Source organism: Pararhizobium sp. LjRoot238, from assembly GCF_964252955.1.
Taxonomy (GTDB): Bacteria; Pseudomonadota; Alphaproteobacteria; order Rhizobiales; family Rhizobiaceae; genus Pararhizobium.
In genome coordinates this window covers 417,187-435,144 of the sequence record NZ_CAXUPP020000002.1, presented here as the reverse complement: position 1 = coordinate 435,144, position 17,958 = coordinate 417,187, and the positions used below count along the sequence as shown (strand labels likewise).

General features: G+C 60.7%; 14 protein-coding genes. 3 read left to right on the top strand and 11 right to left on the bottom strand.

Annotation, left to right across the window (positions count from 1 at the left end):
* Positions 1-379: 379 nt before the first annotated feature.
* On the top strand, positions 380-1,138 hold the full coding sequence (locus ACSQ3F_RS23250; protein ID WP_436102586.1) for a GGDEF domain-containing protein: 759 nt from the start codon (positions 380-382) through the stop codon (positions 1,136-1,138).
* Between the two features lie 189 nt (positions 1,139-1,327).
* Here the strand turns inward: ACSQ3F_RS23250 and rfbD are convergent, their stop codons facing one another.
* From rfbD to ACSQ3F_RS23195, 11 genes are all read right to left on the bottom strand, one after another.
* Positions 1,328-2,212: a dTDP-4-dehydrorhamnose reductase gene (gene rfbD, locus ACSQ3F_RS23245; RefSeq protein WP_436102585.1), complete on the bottom strand. Its 885-nt coding sequence runs from the start codon at positions 2,210-2,212 to the stop codon at positions 1,328-1,330.
* Positions 2,209-3,279 (bottom strand): dTDP-glucose 4,6-dehydratase, encoded by a 1,071-nt coding sequence (rfbB, locus tag ACSQ3F_RS23240; protein ID WP_436102584.1) that lies wholly within the window; start codon positions 3,277-3,279, stop codon positions 2,209-2,211. The genes rfbD and rfbB overlap by 4 nt, the downstream gene beginning before the upstream one ends.
* A 14-nt stretch (positions 3,280-3,293) precedes the next feature.
* Positions 3,294-3,857, bottom strand: a complete 564-nt coding sequence (gene rfbC / locus ACSQ3F_RS23235; protein ID WP_436102583.1) for a dTDP-4-dehydrorhamnose 3,5-epimerase — start codon at positions 3,855-3,857, stop codon at positions 3,294-3,296.
* Positions 3,850-4,731 (bottom strand): glucose-1-phosphate thymidylyltransferase RfbA, encoded by an 882-nt coding sequence (gene rfbA / locus ACSQ3F_RS23230; RefSeq protein WP_436102582.1) that lies wholly within the window; start codon positions 4,729-4,731, stop codon positions 3,850-3,852. Before rfbA ends, rfbC begins: the two co-directional genes overlap by 8 nt.
* 85 nt (positions 4,732-4,816) lie before the next feature.
* Positions 4,817-5,947, bottom strand: a complete 1,131-nt coding sequence (locus tag ACSQ3F_RS23225; RefSeq protein WP_436102581.1) for a glycoside hydrolase — start codon at positions 5,945-5,947, stop codon at positions 4,817-4,819.
* Between the two features lie 4 nt (positions 5,948-5,951).
* Entirely contained in the window at positions 5,952-7,124 is a 1,173-nt protein-coding gene (locus ACSQ3F_RS23220) for a polysaccharide pyruvyl transferase family protein (protein ID WP_436102580.1), read from the bottom strand.
* Positions 7,125-7,162: 38 nt separating this feature from the next.
* Positions 7,163-8,341 (bottom strand): polysaccharide pyruvyl transferase family protein, encoded by a 1,179-nt coding sequence (locus ACSQ3F_RS23215; RefSeq protein ID WP_436102579.1) that lies wholly within the window; start codon positions 8,339-8,341, stop codon positions 7,163-7,165.
* A 38-nt stretch (positions 8,342-8,379) separates the two neighbouring features.
* On the bottom strand, positions 8,380-11,058 hold the full coding sequence (locus ACSQ3F_RS23210) for a glycosyltransferase (RefSeq protein ID WP_436102578.1): 2,679 nt from the start codon (positions 11,056-11,058) through the stop codon (positions 8,380-8,382).
* Entirely contained in the window at positions 11,048-12,517 is a 1,470-nt protein-coding gene (locus ACSQ3F_RS23205) for a DUF6212 domain-containing protein (RefSeq protein ID WP_436102577.1), read from the bottom strand. Before ACSQ3F_RS23205 ends, ACSQ3F_RS23210 begins: the two co-directional genes overlap by 11 nt.
* A gap of 207 nt (positions 12,518-12,724) precedes the next feature.
* A complete protein-coding gene (locus ACSQ3F_RS23200) occupies positions 12,725-13,960 on the bottom strand; it encodes a glycosyltransferase family 4 protein (RefSeq protein ID WP_436102576.1) in 1,236 nt (411 codons plus the stop codon).
* Between the two features lie 42 nt (positions 13,961-14,002).
* Complete coding sequence (locus ACSQ3F_RS23195; RefSeq protein WP_436102575.1) at positions 14,003-14,575, bottom strand: MarR family transcriptional regulator; 573 nt, start codon at positions 14,573-14,575, stop codon at positions 14,003-14,005.
* Between the two features lie 196 nt (positions 14,576-14,771).
* On the opposite strand from ACSQ3F_RS23195, the gene ACSQ3F_RS23190 reads away from it, so the two are divergent.
* Together ACSQ3F_RS23190 and ACSQ3F_RS23185 are read left to right on the top strand one after the other, a co-directional pair.
* Complete coding sequence (locus ACSQ3F_RS23190; protein WP_436102574.1) at positions 14,772-16,532, top strand: type I secretion system permease/ATPase; 1,761 nt, start codon at positions 14,772-14,774, stop codon at positions 16,530-16,532.
* Positions 16,529-17,929: an HlyD family type I secretion periplasmic adaptor subunit gene (locus ACSQ3F_RS23185; protein ID WP_436102573.1), complete on the top strand. Its 1,401-nt coding sequence runs from the start codon at positions 16,529-16,531 to the stop codon at positions 17,927-17,929. Before ACSQ3F_RS23190 ends, ACSQ3F_RS23185 begins: the two co-directional genes overlap by 4 nt.
* The last annotated feature ends 29 nt before the right edge of the window (positions 17,930-17,958 follow it).

The following is a 17,958-nucleotide window of genomic DNA, read 5'->3' as shown; positions in this document are numbered from 1 at the left end:
TTGGCCATCTATCGGGACAGTCGGTCGACTTTTGATGTCATCGGGTCTCGGCACCGGCTGCATTGATAGTCATATCGTGAAAAGGCGTGGTTGCGGGGCCTGATGACACCGAGGGTTGTGATTTCTCACCTTGATGGAATACGAACTGCGGGCCTTCATCGTTTTCTGTGTTAGAAGCAAATACTCTCGGTGCCAACGCAGAAGGTGCGAATGGGCTTTGAAACGAGGAAATTGGCCTCGGCTTCACAGGCCCGCAATCTGATTGGCGTGATAGTCAAGTTTTGCGTGGACCATTGCTAAAATGCCATCAGATTTATTCACCTGATATTTTCACCGAATCCCTCATAGATAGCGACCCCTGCAAAAGCTCCATTAACCGATGACTCTGCAATTTCGTTCTCGCCAAGCCGCAATCGTCCCGCATATCAAGATAGCAACGCTCGGCGCCCTTGCCTGTGCCGTTGGGGCGATCGCAGCCGTTTGCGTATTAAGCCTGCTTATTCCCGACCGTCCGTTTTGGGCAGAATTGACCGCAGTGGCGTCAATAACGGCAGTTGTTACATTTCCGCTTCAATTTGCGCTTTGTCTACGCAACGAAGCGCTTCGTGAGATCCAAAAAGAACTTCAGCACGCACTCCGGCATGATCCCGTCACGGGTACACTGCGCGCCAACGCATTTGCGACCTCGGTCGAGCATGCGATAGACCGCAGGCGCCTGACCACTGCTGAAAGCCCGGATGGCGTCATGCTCGTTCTCAGGGTCGGCAATTTCGATGAGATCGGTCGTCGCTATGGCCCGCAATGGGCAGATACGCTGCTTCAATCGATTGTTCGGATCGTACATTCTTGCGTGCGCTATGGTGATCTCGTCGCCCGCCTTGCCACCGACGAACTCGGGATCTATCTGCCAGGCACAACAACGGAAGACGCCAGAGACATCTGCGAGCGCATCCGTACGCGGATAGACGAGACCACCTTCGCAGCCGGGCAAGAGCGCCATATATCGGTGACGGTGCGGCTTGGCGGTACGAGGGTCGGGGACCAGGCCGACTTTCAGGCACTCCGCGAGGCAGCTAACCACGCCGCCCTTGCGGAGGAAGAGGCTGGCCCCCTCCTATTCCGGGAGCTGTTTTCGTGACAGGGAGGCTTACGGGCCTGCTCTGCGGGGCGTCGCCTTTCCTGTACAGGGGCGCGGAATGCGAACAGTTGTGGCCGCCTATGCAACGCTTCCCCTGTCGGGCAATCGAACCTGAGGTATCGACGCGGCAGCCACGGACGCCGTTGCCCATCATCTGAATGCGGCGCGCCGCGGAGTTGTGGGCATGTGCTAGCCCGCGGCGTCCTGGAAGATCAGTCCCACCGCCTCGTCAAGCGACTGCCGCCAATGCGGCATGGTCCAGCCGAATGTCGAGGCGAACTTGGTGGTGGACAGTTGCGTGTTCAATGGGCGCAGTGCTTGCACGGGAAATTCGGCGGCTGTTATGTCACGAACCTCCGCCCACGCCCCCCCACGAGCGCGGCTTGAGGAGAACACATGACGCGCGAAATCGGCCCATGAAGTAGTGCCGCTTCCCGCGAGGTGATAGGTACCGTATGCCCCGCCCTCACCCGTCGCAACGGCGGCGCGCAGAACGGCGGCGGCAATGTCGAGCGCCGATGAGGGATTGCCGCGCTGGTCTGCAACGACAGCGATTTCCTTACGCGCGCTTGCCAGCCGCAGCATAGTTTTTACGAAGTTCGTCCCGAACGGGCTGTACACCCAGCTTGTCCGCAAGATGAGATGGCGGGGGTTCGCCGCCGCCACGGCGATTTCGCCCGCGAGCTTGGAAGCTCCGTAGACGTTCAGGGGCGCCGGCGCATCCGTCTCGCGGTAGCCGCCCTGCTTCCTTCCGTCAAAGACGTAGTCGGTCGAGAGATGGATGATCGGCACTCCGAGACGGGTCGCCGCCTCGGCGACTGCCCCGGCGCCGGTCGCGTTGATCCTATAGGCCAGTTTCGGCTCACGCTCAGCCCGATCGACGGCCGTATAGGCTGCGGCTGAAACGACAAGTTGGGGGCGCAAGGACGCCAGCGCTGGCCAGATGGTCTCGGGCCGAGCCAGATCGAACTCGGGGCGCCCGAGGGTGAACACCTCGACATCGGGCAGCGCTCGTGCCCGCTCGATCAAAGCCAGGGCGACTTGGCCCTTGGTCCCGGTTACGGCAATCTTCATGCCAGACGTCGCTGACGTTCGCCGAGACGCGTGCCTGAATAGCGCCGGTGCCGGATCGGCTCCCACCACCACCGGTTGGCCAGGTACCAGTCCACCGTCATGCTTAGCCCTTCGTCGAACCCCAACCGCGGCTTCCATCCAAGCTCTCGCTCGATCTTGGAGGGGTCGATGGCATAGCGACGGTCATGACCCGGCCGGTCGGGGACGAACGCGATGAGATCCCTATAACTTCTGCCCAGCTCGCGCGGTCGCCGACCATCGAGGAGATCGCAGATACGCTCAACAACGGCAACATTGCAGCGCTCGGCGCGTGCGCCGATGTTGTAGCTTTCGCCGGGCCTTCCTTGCCTCACCACCAGTTCCAGTGCGCGTACATGGTCCTCCACATGCAGCCAATCCCGCACATTCATCCCAGTGCCGTAGACCGGCAGTGGCTTCTCTTCGATGGCGTTGATGATTGCGAGCGGGATCAGCTTCTCGGGAAAGTGATACGGTCCAAAATTGTTAGAGCAGTTGGACGACACGACGGGTAGCCCGTAGGTGTGAGCCCATGCGCGCACGAGATGATCTGAGGCAGCCTTCGAGGCCGCGTAAGGCGAAGACGGGGCGTAAGCCGTCTCTTCGGTGAACACGCTCCCATCGAAGGGGAGGTCTCCAAACACTTCATCTGTGGAAACGTGATGGAACCGGAAGCGTTCGCGCGCTCCGATCGCGAGCTCACTCCAATAAGCAAGCGCGGCATTAAGCAGGCGAACGGTACCGACGATGTTAGTCTCGATGAATATATCCGGCCCGTCGATAGAGCGGTCAACATGGCTTTCGGCTGCGAGGTGCATCACCGCGTCGATCTTCTCGCGGCGCATGATCTCGAGCATACCCCGCTCGTTGCCGATGTCTGCGCGATAGTGTACGTAGTTCGCCTGCCGCTCGATCGTACGCAGCGAGTCGAGATTGCCCGCATAGGTCAGCTTATCGACATTGACGACGCGCGCCGCGCCGCCCGCCACCAGTTGGCGGCAAACCGCGGAACCGATGAAGCCCGCGCCGCCGGTGACAAGAATCCGCATGCCCCTCGTCCCCATCACGCAGTCCCTTCGAAAACGGTTGCATTCGCCAAAAGCGGTGCATTTCGGTCCTTCGCAGATATCACCAGGCGGTCGATATTGGCGGACCAATCGATGGCGATTTCGGGATCATCAAAGCGGACAGCCCGGTCATGGTCAGGCGAGTAGAAGTCGCTCACTTTGTATAAGACCTCCGTATCCGGCTCGAGCGTGACGAAGCCGTGCGCAAAGCCCACCGGCACCAGGATCTGATTGCCCTTCTCGGCCGAGAGTTCGATACCAACCCATTTGGCAAAGGTCGGCGAGCCGCGGCGAAGATCAATAACGACGTCGAAAACGCCCCCCCGGACGACCCGGACGAGCTTTGCCTGCGCGCGCGGCGGTAGCTGATAGTGGAGTCCCCGCAGCGTGCCGGCTTTGGCCGAATAGGAATGATTGTCCTGCACGAAGGTTGTATCGATCCCCTTCGCAGCGAAGCAGGCCGCGTTGTAGGTTTCGGTGAAAAAGCCGCGCTCGTCTTCATATCTGCGCGGCGTCAGCTCCAGCACACCGTCGAGGCTGAAAGTACGAAGCTCAAACATCGGCAAGCTCTCGGATGCGCCGCCGCAGATAGACGGCATAGTCCGTCTGTCCCAGCATTGCGGCCCGCGCCAGAACCTGGTCCGCCGAAAGATAGCCAAGCTCGAAGGCGATCTCTTCCGGGCACATGATCTTCACGCCCTGGCGGTATTCGATGGTGCGCACGAAGGATGCGGCGTCGTGCAGGCTCTCATGGGTTCCCGTGTCGAGCCAGGCATAGCCCCGGCCAAGCCGGCGGACGTGGAGATTGCCGCGATCGAGATAGGCACGGTTGACGTCGGTGATCTCCAGTTCCCCCCGGCCCGAGGGGCGGACCGAGGCCGCGATGTCCAGCACATCGTTGTCGTAGAAGTAGAGACCCGTGACCGCCCAGTTCGACTTGGGGATCGCAGGCTTTTCCTCGATCGCGTCGGCCTTGCCGGTCGTTGTGTTGAAGCTGACCACGCCGTATCGGGCCGGATCGTCCACATGATAGGCGAAGACGGTGGCCCCGGCCTGCCTAGCGACCGCGTCGCGGCAGATTTCCGCAAGTCCCGCTCCGTAGAAGATGTTGTCTCCCAGAATGAGAGCGACCGGACTGTCTCCGACAAATTCTCGGCCGATGACGAAGGCCTCAGCCAGTCCGTTCGGCCGCTGCTGCTCGGCATAGGAAATCGAGAGGCCGAGCGCGCTTCCGTCACCGAGAAGCCCCTCGAAAAGCGGCCTGTCGCGCGGCACCGTGATCACCAGTATGTCACGGATTCCCGCCAGCATCAGCGTGCCCAGCGGATAGTAGATCATCGGTTTGTCATGCACAGGCAGCAGTTGCTTCGAAACCGATATGGTAACAGGGTAGAGCCGCGTTCCGGTGCCGCCTGCCAGAATGATCCCTTTCATGCAGTTTCTCCCGTCGCCATTTCCACGCTCCACCCACCGCGGCCACGTTCGGGCCGCGAATACAGGAGGGGGCAGATCACATTGGTCATCTCACCGATCCTTCACCGGCATTCGGTTCGGTGGCCGCCACGCCGGCCGGGCTCAAGGCGCCGCAACGCCAGACGCTGTAGACCGGCTGGGTATCCCAGTCGTAGTAGAAGACCGCTTCCAGCGTTCGCTCCGCCATCCGTTGCCCGAAGACGCGGCGCATGGCGCGGATCGCCCCTTCTCGTTTCCGGTCGTCGATCGGACAAGAAAGCGCGGTGTTGGCAATGCCCCATTCGGTCACCCAGCACGGCTTGCCCTCCCCTTCAGGTTGGCAAAAGTCGAGAAGCGCCGCCACATACCGCGCAAGCGCCGCGTCACCTTTGCGCCCCGGATAGACATGAATGCCATAGCCATCGATCAGCGCGTCGATCCCCCGTTCCCGCAGGAGTGAGACGAACGCACCGGGATCGAGCCGTTCCATCCCGCGATGGTCGGCCTCGTTTGCGCCGATATCGGAAAGTCCAGCGGAAATCAGCAGCGCGCCGCGGCTATGCACCGTCGCCTGCAATTCCTCTCGGGTGATCCGGACGGCGCCGACATATGCGTCGAGCCCGCGCTCGAAGGCCGAGCGATTTGCGACTTCCGAAACGCTGCGCGGTGTCTGCCGCCCAGGTTTTTCGTAGACGACGAGGTCGCCATTGTAGGCGCTGTAGTTTATTTCGTTTCCGGGCTCGACGGCGTCGATGCGGATGCCCATGCCATCAATGCGGCGAAGCGCCGAGCGCAGCTGCGCGCGGTAGAGATCGAGATCGAGATCCGAAAGCCGCCGAACATCCCATATGCGGCCGAAACCGGTGCGAGGGCGCACCCCCGCCGGATAGTAGTCCTTGTTGCCGAGCTGGATCTCGACAAGGACTTTCAACCCCAGCCGGTCCGCCATTTCGAGCGCTTCGATGCTCTTCTCCACCGGCCTCGACAGCGAAAGCCGGACATGGGTGATGCCGCTTGCCGCAATTTCCTTCAGCACGCGCCTCTGATCGGCGCGGGAAAGCCAGGCGAGGTTTACCCGGTTAATGCCGATGCGATCGGGGAACGCATCGTCTGCGTCCGCCGGCGGCGCCGGTGCAAAGGCCCAGAGCGCTGCCAGCGCGCAAGCGAGGCGCGCGCGCTTTTGCGCCGCCGCTTTCATCCTCTCAAAGTCCAATCTGCCCCAGAGCATTTCGGAAATTTGCCTCGCAAGCGGAATAGCGGTCGATCACGGTTTGCGTGTCTATCTTGGCGAGGAAATTCGACAGATATGCGCGCTTGTCCGCCTCCCGGTTCCAGGTCGCCGCCTCTATATAGGGGAAGCCGATGAACTCCAGCATTTCCCGCATGCGGTCGTCGACCGCGATCATGAGGGCGGGTGTGCCGGCCTGCATACCGATGATGCAGCCGTGGAAACGGCGGCCGAAGCAGAGATCGCGCGAGGACATTGCGCCCCGCCACTGGTTCGTGTCGAAATAGACCAGCAGTTCGGATTTTCGCTGCCATTTTTCCGAATGCTTGTATTCGGTCGCGCCAGTGATGCACCCACTCGCCCGGTCATAGACAATGTCATTGTCGTCGCCGGTCAGGGAGAGGTTGTAGGCAACCACCTCGTCCTGGACGACATAGCTTGCGACGCTGTCGGGCTTAAGCAAGGCATGCGCGTCGACGATCGTATCGGCAACACTGCCGAGATAGCCGCCGAAGGCGATCTTCTGGGCTTCTGCCAGTCCCGGATTGGCAAGCGCGGAAAGTGACCGCTTCATCTCGTTCGGAGCGAAATAGAGCGATGGGCAGCCGGTCGGTTTGACGAACTTCATGCCCTGCTCCCTGAGAAACTCGGCAGTGAAATAGCCGCGGGTAAGGAAGAAGCTCTCCTTTTTCTTCAAGACCTCAAGGAACAGGAGCGTGCCGGCCGGCAGCAGTTCCTTGAGACCCTCCTTGCGCTGGATACCGATGCCCATCACCACGACAGGCATCTTCAGCTTGGCGAAGACTTCGGCTTCCAGGTCCGCGGAGTAGCCGGGCCGCAAGAGGTTGGCGGAGGCGAAAACGCAAATATCGAACTCGCGGTTGACGCGCTCGTAGAGGTCTTCCGATCCCCGGTTGTTGGCGAGGTGCCAGAAGGGGAGGTAGGTGACGTCATGACCGCGCAGGCTTTCGGCCGCGCCCTCGCCGATCAGGTAGTTGCCGGTATTGGCGATCCGCCTGACCTGGGAAATCAAGTCCTTTTTAGTGCTGGCCTCGTCAAAATAGGGCCGGTGGACGACAGTCGTGCCCGAAACCTGCGCAATCGTTCTCTGCAGATAAGACGGAATTCCCGTGAGCAAAATACGCATAACTATCCTTTGAACCGATAATGGTGGCCTTTGGGCGATTAATTCGCGATGCCGATTTCACGAAGCGTCGTGCGGAAGGCGCGCTCGCGGTCGGAATACCGGTCGACAAGCTCGCTCGTGTTGAGCTTTGCCAGATGATCGGCCACGAACTCGGCGCGGTTTTCTGCCTTGTCGATCTCGGTGATGTCGACGGCGGGAAGGCCGGTGAAGCCGAGCATCTCGCGCATGCGATCGTCCACCGCCACCATCAGGCTCGGCACCGCCGCCTGCATGGCGATGATAGAGCCGTGGAAACGACGGCCGAGATTGAAGTCCATCGACGAGGCCCAGGCGCGCCACTGGTTGGTGTCGTAGAAAGTGCGAACCTCGAACCGCTGCTTCTCGCGCTCCGTGCCGGGATAGGTCAGATCGCCGATCATCAGGCCCGACGCGGAATCGTAGACGCGCCCCTCGTCGTTAGGCTCCACCTGCATGTCGAAGTGAAGAAACTCATCCTGCACCACGTATTGCGGCGCGGTGCCCTGTGGGGCCAGCGCATTGGCGTCGAGGATCGCATCTTGATTGCCGCCGAGGTAGCCTGAAAAGATTGTCCGCGCCTTGCCGATTTCCACGCTCGACAGTTTCTTCATGGAGCGGCGCATGTTGTCCGGCATGAAATAGACGGAAGGGCATCCGGTCGGTCGCACGAAGGAGAAGCCCTGGTCTTTCAGGAAGCCGGCCGACTCGTGGCCGCGCGTCAGGAAGTAGTGCTCGCGCTCCTTCAAGATGGCGAGAAGCCGCTTCGTTCCCTCTGGAAGATTGTTCTCCAGGTCCTTGCGGTTTTGCAGGCCGATGCCCAGCATGACGATTGGCATGTTGAGCCGGCTGAGCACCTCCGCCTCGGCGTCCGCGGAGAGCCCCTTGCGCAGGAGGTTCGCGCAGGTGAAGACGCAGATGTCGAAGTTGGCGTTGAACTCATCGAACCCGCTGCCGCTTTTGCTCGAATTGTAGAGATGCCAGAAGGGAACCTGCTTCGCATGCGGCGCGAGCGCGCGCAGAGCGCCTTCGCCGATGAGGTAGTTGCCGGTGTTGCTGATGTTGCGCAACTCCTGCAGAAACTCCTCTTTCGCTTCCGGCTGCTTCTGCCGCTCCGCATAGGAGACGGACAAGCCCTGGGCGCCATTAGCAAGGCGTGTGTAGTGACCAGGAATACCCGTCACGAGAATTCGTGGACGCATTCGACTAGACCTTTCTGTTCAGGGAAGCGGCCCGGCAATCAGCCGATCGCCGCGACCACGGGATTTGCCGCCGACTGCTCGCGAAAGACCGCGGCGCGAGACAGTGATGAATTTTTGACGGAGCGATCGCTCCACGCGATGAAATCCGAGAAGGAGGAAGCCCATGACCGGCGCGCGGCGGTCCTGATGCAGCCCTCCATGAGCGGAGCGAGCCTCTCACGATTGTGCGCCACCTCTTCAATGATCCGCGCCATCTCCCTCACGACCTGAGGATCGGAAGCCGCGTCGATGAGGATGCCGTCCTCGCCGTCGGAAATGAGTTCGTCCACGGCGCCGACCGCAGTCGCGATGGGCACGCAGCCGAGTTGCTGCGCCTCGGCGATCATCAGTGGCGCGCCCTCCCAGCGTGAGGGCATGACGAGAACATCCGCCCAGCCCAGCGCCTTGATCAGATCCTTGCTGGCGAAGACGGGGGGGCGCACGTCGACGCCCAGATCCTTCAATCGCTCGCTCCAGGACACGCTTGAATCGGCGAGGATTTCACCGCCGATAGCCCGGGCGTCGAAGGGGGCGTTGGAGGCCCGCAGTTCTGCGAGTGTCGCCGCCAGTCGATCGATGCCCTTCTGCTGATCGAGCCGCCCCATATAGAGTAGTCGCAACCGGTCGCCCTTGCGCTCGATCCGCCTGACCGCCAGAACCTCCGCCAGAACCTTTGGCGGCACCGAAAAGCTCGCGCCATTGGCAACGGCGAAGACTTTCTCGTGGGGGACGCCGTAGCTGTGCAGATAAATCTTGAGCTGTTCGGAGCAAGTCAGGAAGGCATCGTAGCAATGCTCATGGGCAATCGCTGCGAAGGGCTGACCGGCGGGCCTCTTGAAGGCCGTGTTGTCGACGACGTGAAGATAGCAGGCAGTGCGCGTGCCTTCGGAGCGAAGTCGCGCGATGAGGGGATGGACGGCCATCACATGGTTGTTGATGATTAGGTCGAAGCCGGAAAGCTGTCCCTTGAGCGCCTCCCAGTCGACCGAATGCTCCTCGGCGATAAAGTCCTGCCCCAGGAAGGAACCCGACCCTCCCCAGGCTGGAATTCCCGCGTCCCAGAAGTGAATGTGGTCGAAGCAGGAATCGAATTCATCGATCACGTCCATCCGGGACGTGCCGAGCACGAAGAGATGGGTTTCGTAACCCGCCGCCTTCAATTCCCGGGCGGCCGCGTAGACGACTTTCTCGGCGCCGCCGAACGAGGCGTTCGGCACGAGCAGCGCCACGGTCCGCTTGCATTCGCTGTGCCCGAGCGGCAGGACCGGTGATCCCCCGACCTCCTTGCGCAGCGCCTTGTGCAGATCGCCATAAGGCACGAGTCGCGCCGGACGCCAGGTCCACCGCCTGCCCGCCGTCTCCCGCAGGGGACTCGCGGCAATCGCGTTGACGCAATTGATCATCACCTGCTGAGGCGTAATGACAGTGCGGCGCGGGAGGCTTCTTGGAAAAGGAAAGCGCACTTTCAGAACCGTCGATGTCGGCCATACCTGCGGGCTGCCGATGGACGCGAACCAGTCCACCGCGTTGTTCTGGACCACGTCCTGAACGAGCCGGGACGAAAGGAAAATGAGATCGGCGGGGCCGATTTTTTGTCCACCCGCCCCCTGACCGACTGGCTCGATCTTGCGCTGGGCGGCATCGTTGGTGAGTTGTACGAAGACGACGTTGCTGGTCTCGCTCAGGCGCTCAAGGTGGGCAAGCACGTTCGGCAGCATGCGCGAACGCCGGAGCAAGTCGAGCGTCGCGCCACTTCCGGCGACCATGAACGGCGGGAAATGTTCATTGTCGGGTTCGCCAATGTTTGCCCAGAACGCCGGGATGATGTCGTCGAGGCGAAGCGTCGTCGGTGGCTTGAGGGGATCGGTGAAGAAGGAGATCGCGGTGTCTTCCGTTCGCGCAAACAGGTATCGCGGGCATTCCTCATGCTCGAAATCCACCAGCATCGGGCGCTGGAACAATGGCATGTGGCGCTTGCGCAGGAAGCTTACCGACGTCGCACGATCCCGGTTCGCCTCCTTGAAGCGGCTCTCTGCCCTCAGCCGGTATTCGAAGACGGTGTCGTGGCAGGGCGTACCGACAAAACCATGCTCGATGCAGGACAGCCAGAACTCCCAATCCTCGAAGCCGTTCTGCCTGTCGTCGTTGAAGCGGACGCCTTCCAGAAAAACATCGATTGAGATCATCGATCCCGTGTCGCAGATATTATCGGTGACGCAGTGGACCAGCCGCGAATAGCGGTTTCCGTAGTGGGCACGCCAGCTTACCGAAAATGTATCGATATTGGTGTAGACCCACCCGCAGCAACTGGAGAGGAGATGCCGGTAAAGCGTCTCGATAGTGCCGGGAAGGACGCGATTGTCGGCATCGAGGAAATAGACAGCCTTCGCCTCGGGAAAGTGCTCGAGGACGTAATCGATGGCGCGATTGCGTGCGCCGCCCGGCCCGGCGTTCTGGCCGAACACGACATGGACGGAAGGATTGGCCGCGGCGTAGAGCAACAGTTGATCGAACGTTTCGTGCCGTGGATCGCCGTCGACCGAGATGATAATGACGACCCGGCAGCTACTGAGATTCGAGGCAAGTACGGACTCTATCGCCTCCAGGGCGAGTGCCGCGTGACCGTAGAGGGGCATGGCCACGGCGATCAGGTCCGTGAATTGCCGGTTACCGGACATCGGCGGCCTCCGTCGATTGCTTGACCAACCTGAAGCCGGACACCTTGAGCCAGGAGAAATCGACCGAATCCGTGACAGCGCGACTGAGGATCATCAGATCCATCGGGCCACGTACCGGCTCGTCCAGCTGGATGTTGATGTTGACGACCTGCTTGGACGTGACTTCGCGCCACCCGCTGAAGAATGCCGACGGCTTGGCTGCGCCCTTTCGCGCAAGCTCGGCCACTTCGGAACGCGCATTCGAATTCGCCGGGGCGAGCAGGAAGCTGACCGCCGCGGGCTGGCCTTCCGGATGATCGATAACGGCACTTGCCGAGAAGGATATCGTTCCGGGCTCGACAGCGCGACTGACCGCGCCCGCCGATATACCGCTTGGCAACGGGTGGCAGACGATGGCATGCTCATGCTCAAGGAAGCGCACCGTCTGGAATTCCGGGACGATGGGCGTGACTGAAACGTCCGCGATCTGGCTCAACGTGTCGACCGCCAGGCGATAATCGACGATGTATTGACCCTCGAGCAGGCTGCTCGGCGCAATCATGTTGGGTGCCCTGGACGGCTTCACCCCGGGCAGTCCCGTGAACACTTTAAACGCCAACGGGCGCAGATCGAGATCCGGATGCGGAAGTTCCGACCGCGCCGAATAGCGTTCGCCGGCGATCGGATAGCCGAGCGAAAGGCCGACGGTCTCGGGCCCGGTCGCGGATATCCGCAGCCGGAGTGTCCGTGCCGCGCCTCCGCAGGCTCGCGGCAGTGAGAAGAAGTTCCAATTCGGGACGAGTTGCGCATAGGGCACGGTCCACTCCGCCACACCTTCCCCGCTTTCAAGATACCGCAACGCAACGACGAGCTCTCCACTGGCTTTCGGTACGGAATGCAGGTGAAGCGCGAGCCCCGCCACGCCGAGGCTGGACACCGGCAGCAGTTGCTCGACAAAGGCGTTGGCGAGCAGTTGACCGATCCCTTCGTCCTTTGGGTCGACATAGGGATCGTGGGAGAATATCTCGGAAACCGGCTCCCAGTTTCGCGCCTGGAACGCATCTTCGAGAGCTCGGTAATTTTCCAGCAGCGTCTCGCGTTCCCGCCTCAGAATCGACAGCTCCGAGGTGATCGAGGCGTTGTATCGAGCGAGCCGGCCGACGCCGCCCTCGGCCAGCGTGCGCAGAAGCGCAAGACTGTCCGGCTTGCTGGCGGGATCAAGCCGCTGGAGGGGAACCGCGGGCACCGTACCCAGAGACCCCAGCAGCGCCAGGCGCTCTTGCAGATCCGCCTCGCCCTCGTCGGAAAAGGCGACGGCGATCAACGGAAAGGCGTTCTGCAAGGTCGACTGAGGGCGTCCGTCCATTTCGAGGTAGGCGACCAGATGCTCTATATCGCTCCCCTCGAAGTACGACCGGTCCCGGCCCGATACCGCCACCAGTTTTTTTGCCGCCAGTCGCTGCCCTATGATGGAAGACATCAAATCTTGCACGCACCGCCTCTGAAAAATTATTTCGGAACAAAACTCAAAGACGCTGGATAATCAGTTGTTTATTAAAGTAACCAGGCGTCATCAACGATGATGCTAGCAACTAATTTTGCGCTGCACAATGATAGAAGTCAAAATAATACATAAAAAATAGTTCACATATACTTTGAAAATTAAAGTAATAATGCATCTTCGCGCTCATTTTTGACGAATCAGTGATTTTCCACCCAATTTTTCAAGAATATCCTGTTGGCGCTCGAGGCAGTCCGCCAGTCGGAAGCGACGCTCGACGGTACGGCGCGCCGCGGCACGAATCCCGACGTGGCGTTCCGGATTCTCCAGGGCACCAAGAATGGCCTCGGCGAGTGCGTCGGCGTCGAAGAATGGCACTAACAGACCGTTCCGGCCGGCGCGTATAACCTCCCGGACAGGCGCGGTATCCGATCCGATGACCAGAGCGCCGCACGCCATTGCCTCCAACACCGACCAAGACAAAACGAACGGATAGGTCATGTAGAGGTGCGCGGCCGAGATCTGGAAAAGCTGCCGCAAAACTGAATGCGGCACCACGCCGGGAAAGAGGATATTTTCCCGCGGTATGTCCAGCGATTCCAGGAGATGGTGCTTCCACGACCCGCCGCCGGGTGGCGGCACACCATAGCTGGTGCCATCTCCGCCGACGAAAACGAACAGCGCATCGGGACGCTGTCGCACAACCTTCGCGGCAGCCGCCAAAGCCTGTGGAAATCCGCGATACGGCTCAAGGTCGCGCGCGACAAAGGTGACAATGGGAGAACCCCCAGCCCTGAGCACACGTCCGTCCGAAAGTCTGACCGAAGTTGTCGGGTCGGGTCGAAACCGCGCCGTATCGACGCCCTCGTGACACACCGAAATGCGCCCCTGGGCGTCGGCAGGGTACAGACTTCTTTGCCAATGGGTGGGGCTGATGCCGGCCTCAATGGCCTCAAGGGACAAGAGCTGCGCGATGTTACGCAGCCGCAGCCTCTTTCGCGTCTCCAGATCGGGCCGATCGTCGGGGGAAAACCCGATGTCCGCCCCTTCCGATCGGTAGAAGAACTCGCAATATCCCAATGCGGGCACCCGCGGCAGCACGTCCTTCAGGAACATCATGCTGCCCCAGCCGATATGGCCAACGACAATGTCGGGCACCAGCCCCTGCCGCGCCATGGCGTCGAGCGTTTCGGCGACGCGATGGCCGATTCGCGCGTGGTGATCGGGAGTACCCATGTGCCGGGCCATGTGTGGATTCGCGCGCGGACCTGATTCCGCGCGATGTCGAACAACGCGAACGGATGGGATCTTTTGATCTATGGTTTCGGTGATGAGGCTTACCTCATTGCCCGCCTGCGCGAGATGGGCGGCCAAGGCAGCGAACTGGCCGAAGCCCCGCCGATGAACAAACGCCACGTGCATCGCCTAGTCCGCCATTGCCAGGCCCACGGCATCACTCACCACTTAGACGCCGTACCGTGAATTGGTGCCCCAGGCCAGTTCGAGCTGGTGCAACGTCTGGAAGGCCGTCTCAAGCATCCGCTGATCCTGGTCGCCACGATTCACCGCGCGTTCATAGGTCATTGCCGCGTCGCGGAGATTTGCTCTCAGTTGCCGCCCCTTCTCTGTCAACTTGATGCGTGCGGACCGCTTGTCGCGCTGGGAGGCAACGCGATCAATATAGTCGCCATCGGCAAGCTGCTTCAGATAGTAGGAAACGTTGGAGCCAACATAATGCCCACGATCCAGAAGCTCGGCGACCGAGAGCTCCGAGTCGCCGATTGCCAGTAGAATCATCGCCTGTGCCGGCCCCACGTCATCGACACGAAGCTTGGTCAGCTCCGCCCGAATCAGGCCTGAAAACCGTCGACTTGCCCGCTCCATCAGGCGAGCAAGCTCGAAATATGTAACTTGCCGGAGGTCACCAAACTCTGCATCCCGAGAATGCCCGGGGTCCGTTTGTGCTGCCTGCCCGTTATTTCGAATTCCTAGATCGTCATTAAGTTCGGACAGATTGAGCACACTATTTTCTTTCATTTCACACTCCGATTCGGAAAAGTACTTCAAAAATTGAAGTACTTTTCAAATATGCTCATCACCCCTGATTAACCCGAGCTTGCACAAGCCCTCCCGTCTGTGCCAGATTGGCCGAAGCATTACTACACTTCGGCACAGTTATAACCAATTCTGCCCTCCAGAAGTTGGCTCTAACGTTAACTAAAGGCAAATCACCATGCGTGATACTGTTCAAAATGAGACAAGAAGCAAGAGTCAAATTTGGGGAGGCAAAGATCAAAACAACCCGGGATTGCTGATGTCGCAAGCAAAGCGTGTATTCTTGTCCGGGTTACTATATGCGGCGGCGCTTAGCGTGTGTCTCAATTTGCTACAACTCACGATGCCTCTGTTTATGCTGCAAGTTCATGACAGGGTGCTCAATAGCCAGAGCATGGACACGCTCGTCATGCTCACCATTTTGGCGATCGGCGCCCTTGTGGTGCTCGGTGTTCTGGAATTCATCCGCGCCCTGTCTTTCCAAGCTATCGGGGGCGCGCTCGTGCGGCGTTTAAACATGCCAGTCCTGGCCGCCGCCGTTCAGGCCTCGGTCGACCAGGGCCTGTCGCGCGCGACCCAGTCGCTTCGGGACATCGCAGAATTGCGAAGCTTCCTGACCTCGTCAGCGGTGACCGCGCCCCTCGACGCGGCCTGGTCACCGATCTTCCTCGGCGCCCTTTTCGTTTTGCATCCGCTTTTCGGCCTCATTGGGGCTGTCTCCGCGGCGCTGCTGCTTTGCGGCGGCCTGGTCACGGACATGTTGACACGCCAACTCACCAAGGAAGCAAACCAGACAAATATCGAGGCCGTGTCCAAGATTGGCGCATCGCTGCGACATGCCGAGGCTATCGAGGCGATGGGTATGCTGCCGGCCCTGGCGAATCGTTGGCGCGCCCTGCAAATGCAAGCCCTCAGCGCCTTTGAAGCGAGTGGGACCAGGAGCAAGGCGATGTCGTCCATCACCCGCAGCCTGCGCTATTCCATCCAGATCGTCACCTTGGCAGCCGGAGCGTTTCTAGTGCTGGAGCAGGCAATCACGCCCGGCGCGATGATGGCATCGAGCATTCTTGTCGGACGCCTCCTGATCCCCTTCGATTCGATCATCGACAATTGGCGGCAGTGGGTTCTGGCGATCGCGGGCTGGCGTCGCCTTGAGGCCACCCTCAAGGCGGACCTTGCGATCCGCCAAACGATGCCCACGCCGCATTCGTCGGGCGACATCGTGGTCGACAAGCTGGTCTACGCAGCCCCGGGACTGGATGTGCCGATCATCAAGGGCATTTCTTTCTCCCTCTCTCCGGGCGAGGTTCTGGGCGTGGTCGGCCCCTCCGCGGCAGGCAAATCGACCCTCGCGCGCCTGCTGGTCGGAATCTTGCGACCCACGTCCGGCGGCGTCTTCCTCGACGGCAACAACACTTATCTCTGGGAGCGCAACTCGTTCGGCCAAGTGGTCGGATATCTGCCGCAATCTGTATCGCTTTTGGAAGGCACGATTCGAGAAAACATTGGGCGGATGGCCGAAAGCGATCCATACAAAGTGCTGGAGGCGGCGCGACTGGCCGACATCCACGACATGATCGGACGCCTACAACTCGGCTACGACACGCCCGTCGGCGACGGACACCTGACCCTTTCCGGAGGGCAGCGGCAGCGCATAGCGTTGGCGCGCTGCCTCTACAACAGACCTCGTCTCATCGTGCTCGACGAGCCGAACGCAAACCTGGACGCGATTGGCGAACAGGCCCTCATCCGCGCCATCCAGCACGCGCGCGGCGACGGCGCCATCGTCATCATAATCGCTCACAGGCCAGCCATCATGCAAGTCGCCGACAAGCTGCTCGTGCTCGAAAACGGCCGCGTCACACAATTCGGGCCGCGAACGGACGTGATTCCGGCCACAATGCCGGGCGAAGCACGCCGCGAGGTGGCCGCGATATGACGGAGAAGAAGCCTCTTGCGGTCCGCCCCGACCTTTCCGAGCGTCGCCTGCCATTGCATCAGCCGGTGTCGCTGAATATCAGCCCCTCGGACTTGGAATTCGAACAACTTGATACCCGCTCGCCGCTCCGCCGTCTTGTCATCGCGGGGATCGCCACGATCCTGGTGTCCTTCGGTGGATTTTTTGCCTGGGCGTTTTCGACCGAACTCAGCAGCGCGACGGTCGCCAACGGCACGGTCATCGTCGATACGAAGAGAAAGACCATCAGTCATTTTGAAGGCGGTGTGATGAGCCGACTGCTCGTTCAGGAGGGCGACAAGGTTTCTGCCGGGCAGCCCCTAATCGAGTTGGAGGATACGCGAGCCCGTTCCAGCCTGCGGTCGCTCCAAATCCGGCGCATTGGCCTAATCGCGAAACTGGCGCGACTGAAGGCCGAGCAGACCGACGCGCCCCGGATCAGCTTTCCACACGATTTCGGCCACGCCCGGGACGCCGCGATCGACGACGCCGTCATGGCGGAGACGATGTTTTTCGAAAAGCGGCGCGAGGCCCAGGGAGGGCGCATAGAGGTCCAGAAAAAAACCATCGAGGAGCATCTCGAACAAGCGAAGTCGCTCATAATCCAGATCCAGGCGACGGACCAGCAAATCGACCTCATCAACGAGCAGCGGACGGCGATAGCAACGTTGGTGAAAAAAGGTGTCTTCCCGCGCACGCAACTCATCGACATCGAGTCCCGGCTCAGCGAGCTTGCGCGGGAACGGAGCGAGCTCGTCGGCGACAAGGCCCGGGCAGAAAAAGCCGGAGCGGGCGCGCAGCTTGCACTGATCGGAATCGAAAGCGAGTTTCAGTCGACGATCGCCGGCGAAATCACGACGGCACGCATCGAGCTCGCGGATGTCGAGGAGCAGATCACCGCCTCGAAGGATGTGCTTCGGCGCCTTGAGATCCGCTCTCCGCAGGATGGTATCATCAGCAACATCTGGCTGCGCACCCCTGGCAGCGCGGTCACGCCCGGCCAGGCGCTGCTCGAGATCGTTCCGGAAAATGAGCCCCTACTGATCGAGATGCGCGTCAATCCTCGTGACATCGACAGCATGGCCGTGGGCTCCCAGACGCAGATCCGGTTGACGGCCTATAATCAGCGTTCCCGCCTGCCAATGGAAGGCGCCATCACATATGTCGCCGCAGACCAGTCGCTAGATGAAAAGTCAAACACCGCATTCTTCGTCGCGCGCGCCAAAATCGACGCGGCATCGCTCAAGGCAAACCCCGATGTCCGCCTCTATCCCGGCATGCCCGCGGAGGTGCTGATTATCCACAAGTCACGCCTTGCGATCGATTACCTTACCTCTCCCGCCGTCGAGAGTTTCAATCGCGCCTTCAGGGAAGATTAGCGCGCGGAAACGAAATATAGAGGTTTATC

What these genes read in the sequence shown, in the direction of transcription:
- ACSQ3F_RS23215 (WP_436102579.1), bottom strand. Translation starts at nt 8,341, where the DNA reads ATGCGTCCACGAATTCTCGTGACGGGTATTCCTGGTCACTACACACGC.
- ACSQ3F_RS23185 (WP_436102573.1), top strand. Translation starts at nt 16,529, where the DNA reads ATGACGGAGAAGAAGCCTCTTGCGGTCCGCCCCGACCTTTCCGAGCGT.
- ACSQ3F_RS23195 (WP_436102575.1), bottom strand. Translation starts at nt 14,575, where the DNA reads ATGAAAGAAAATAGTGTGCTCAATCTGTCCGAACTTAATGACGATCTA.
- rfbD (WP_436102585.1), bottom strand. Translation starts at nt 2,212, where the DNA reads ATGAAGATTGCCGTAACCGGGACCAAGGGCCAAGTCGCCCTGGCTTTG.
- ACSQ3F_RS23205 (WP_436102577.1), bottom strand. Translation starts at nt 12,517, where the DNA reads ATGTCTTCCATCATAGGGCAGCGACTGGCGGCAAAAAAACTGGTGGCG.
- ACSQ3F_RS23200 (WP_436102576.1), bottom strand. Translation starts at nt 13,960, where the DNA reads ATGCACGTGGCGTTTGTTCATCGGCGGGGCTTCGGCCAGTTCGCTGCC.
- ACSQ3F_RS23250 (WP_436102586.1), top strand. Translation starts at nt 380, where the DNA reads ATGACTCTGCAATTTCGTTCTCGCCAAGCCGCAATCGTCCCGCATATC.
- ACSQ3F_RS23225 (WP_436102581.1), bottom strand. Translation starts at nt 5,947, where the DNA reads ATGAAAGCGGCGGCGCAAAAGCGCGCGCGCCTCGCTTGCGCGCTGGCA.
- ACSQ3F_RS23210 (WP_436102578.1), bottom strand. Translation starts at nt 11,058, where the DNA reads ATGTCCGGTAACCGGCAATTCACGGACCTGATCGCCGTGGCCATGCCC.
- ACSQ3F_RS23190 (WP_436102574.1), top strand. Translation starts at nt 14,772, where the DNA reads ATGCGTGATACTGTTCAAAATGAGACAAGAAGCAAGAGTCAAATTTGG.
- rfbB (WP_436102584.1), bottom strand. Translation starts at nt 3,279, where the DNA reads ATGCGGATTCTTGTCACCGGCGGCGCGGGCTTCATCGGTTCCGCGGTT.
- ACSQ3F_RS23220 (WP_436102580.1), bottom strand. Translation starts at nt 7,124, where the DNA reads ATGCGTATTTTGCTCACGGGAATTCCGTCTTATCTGCAGAGAACGATT.
- rfbA (WP_436102582.1), bottom strand. Translation starts at nt 4,731, where the DNA reads ATGAAAGGGATCATTCTGGCAGGCGGCACCGGAACGCGGCTCTACCCT.
- rfbC (WP_436102583.1), bottom strand. Translation starts at nt 3,857, where the DNA reads ATGTTTGAGCTTCGTACTTTCAGCCTCGACGGTGTGCTGGAGCTGACG.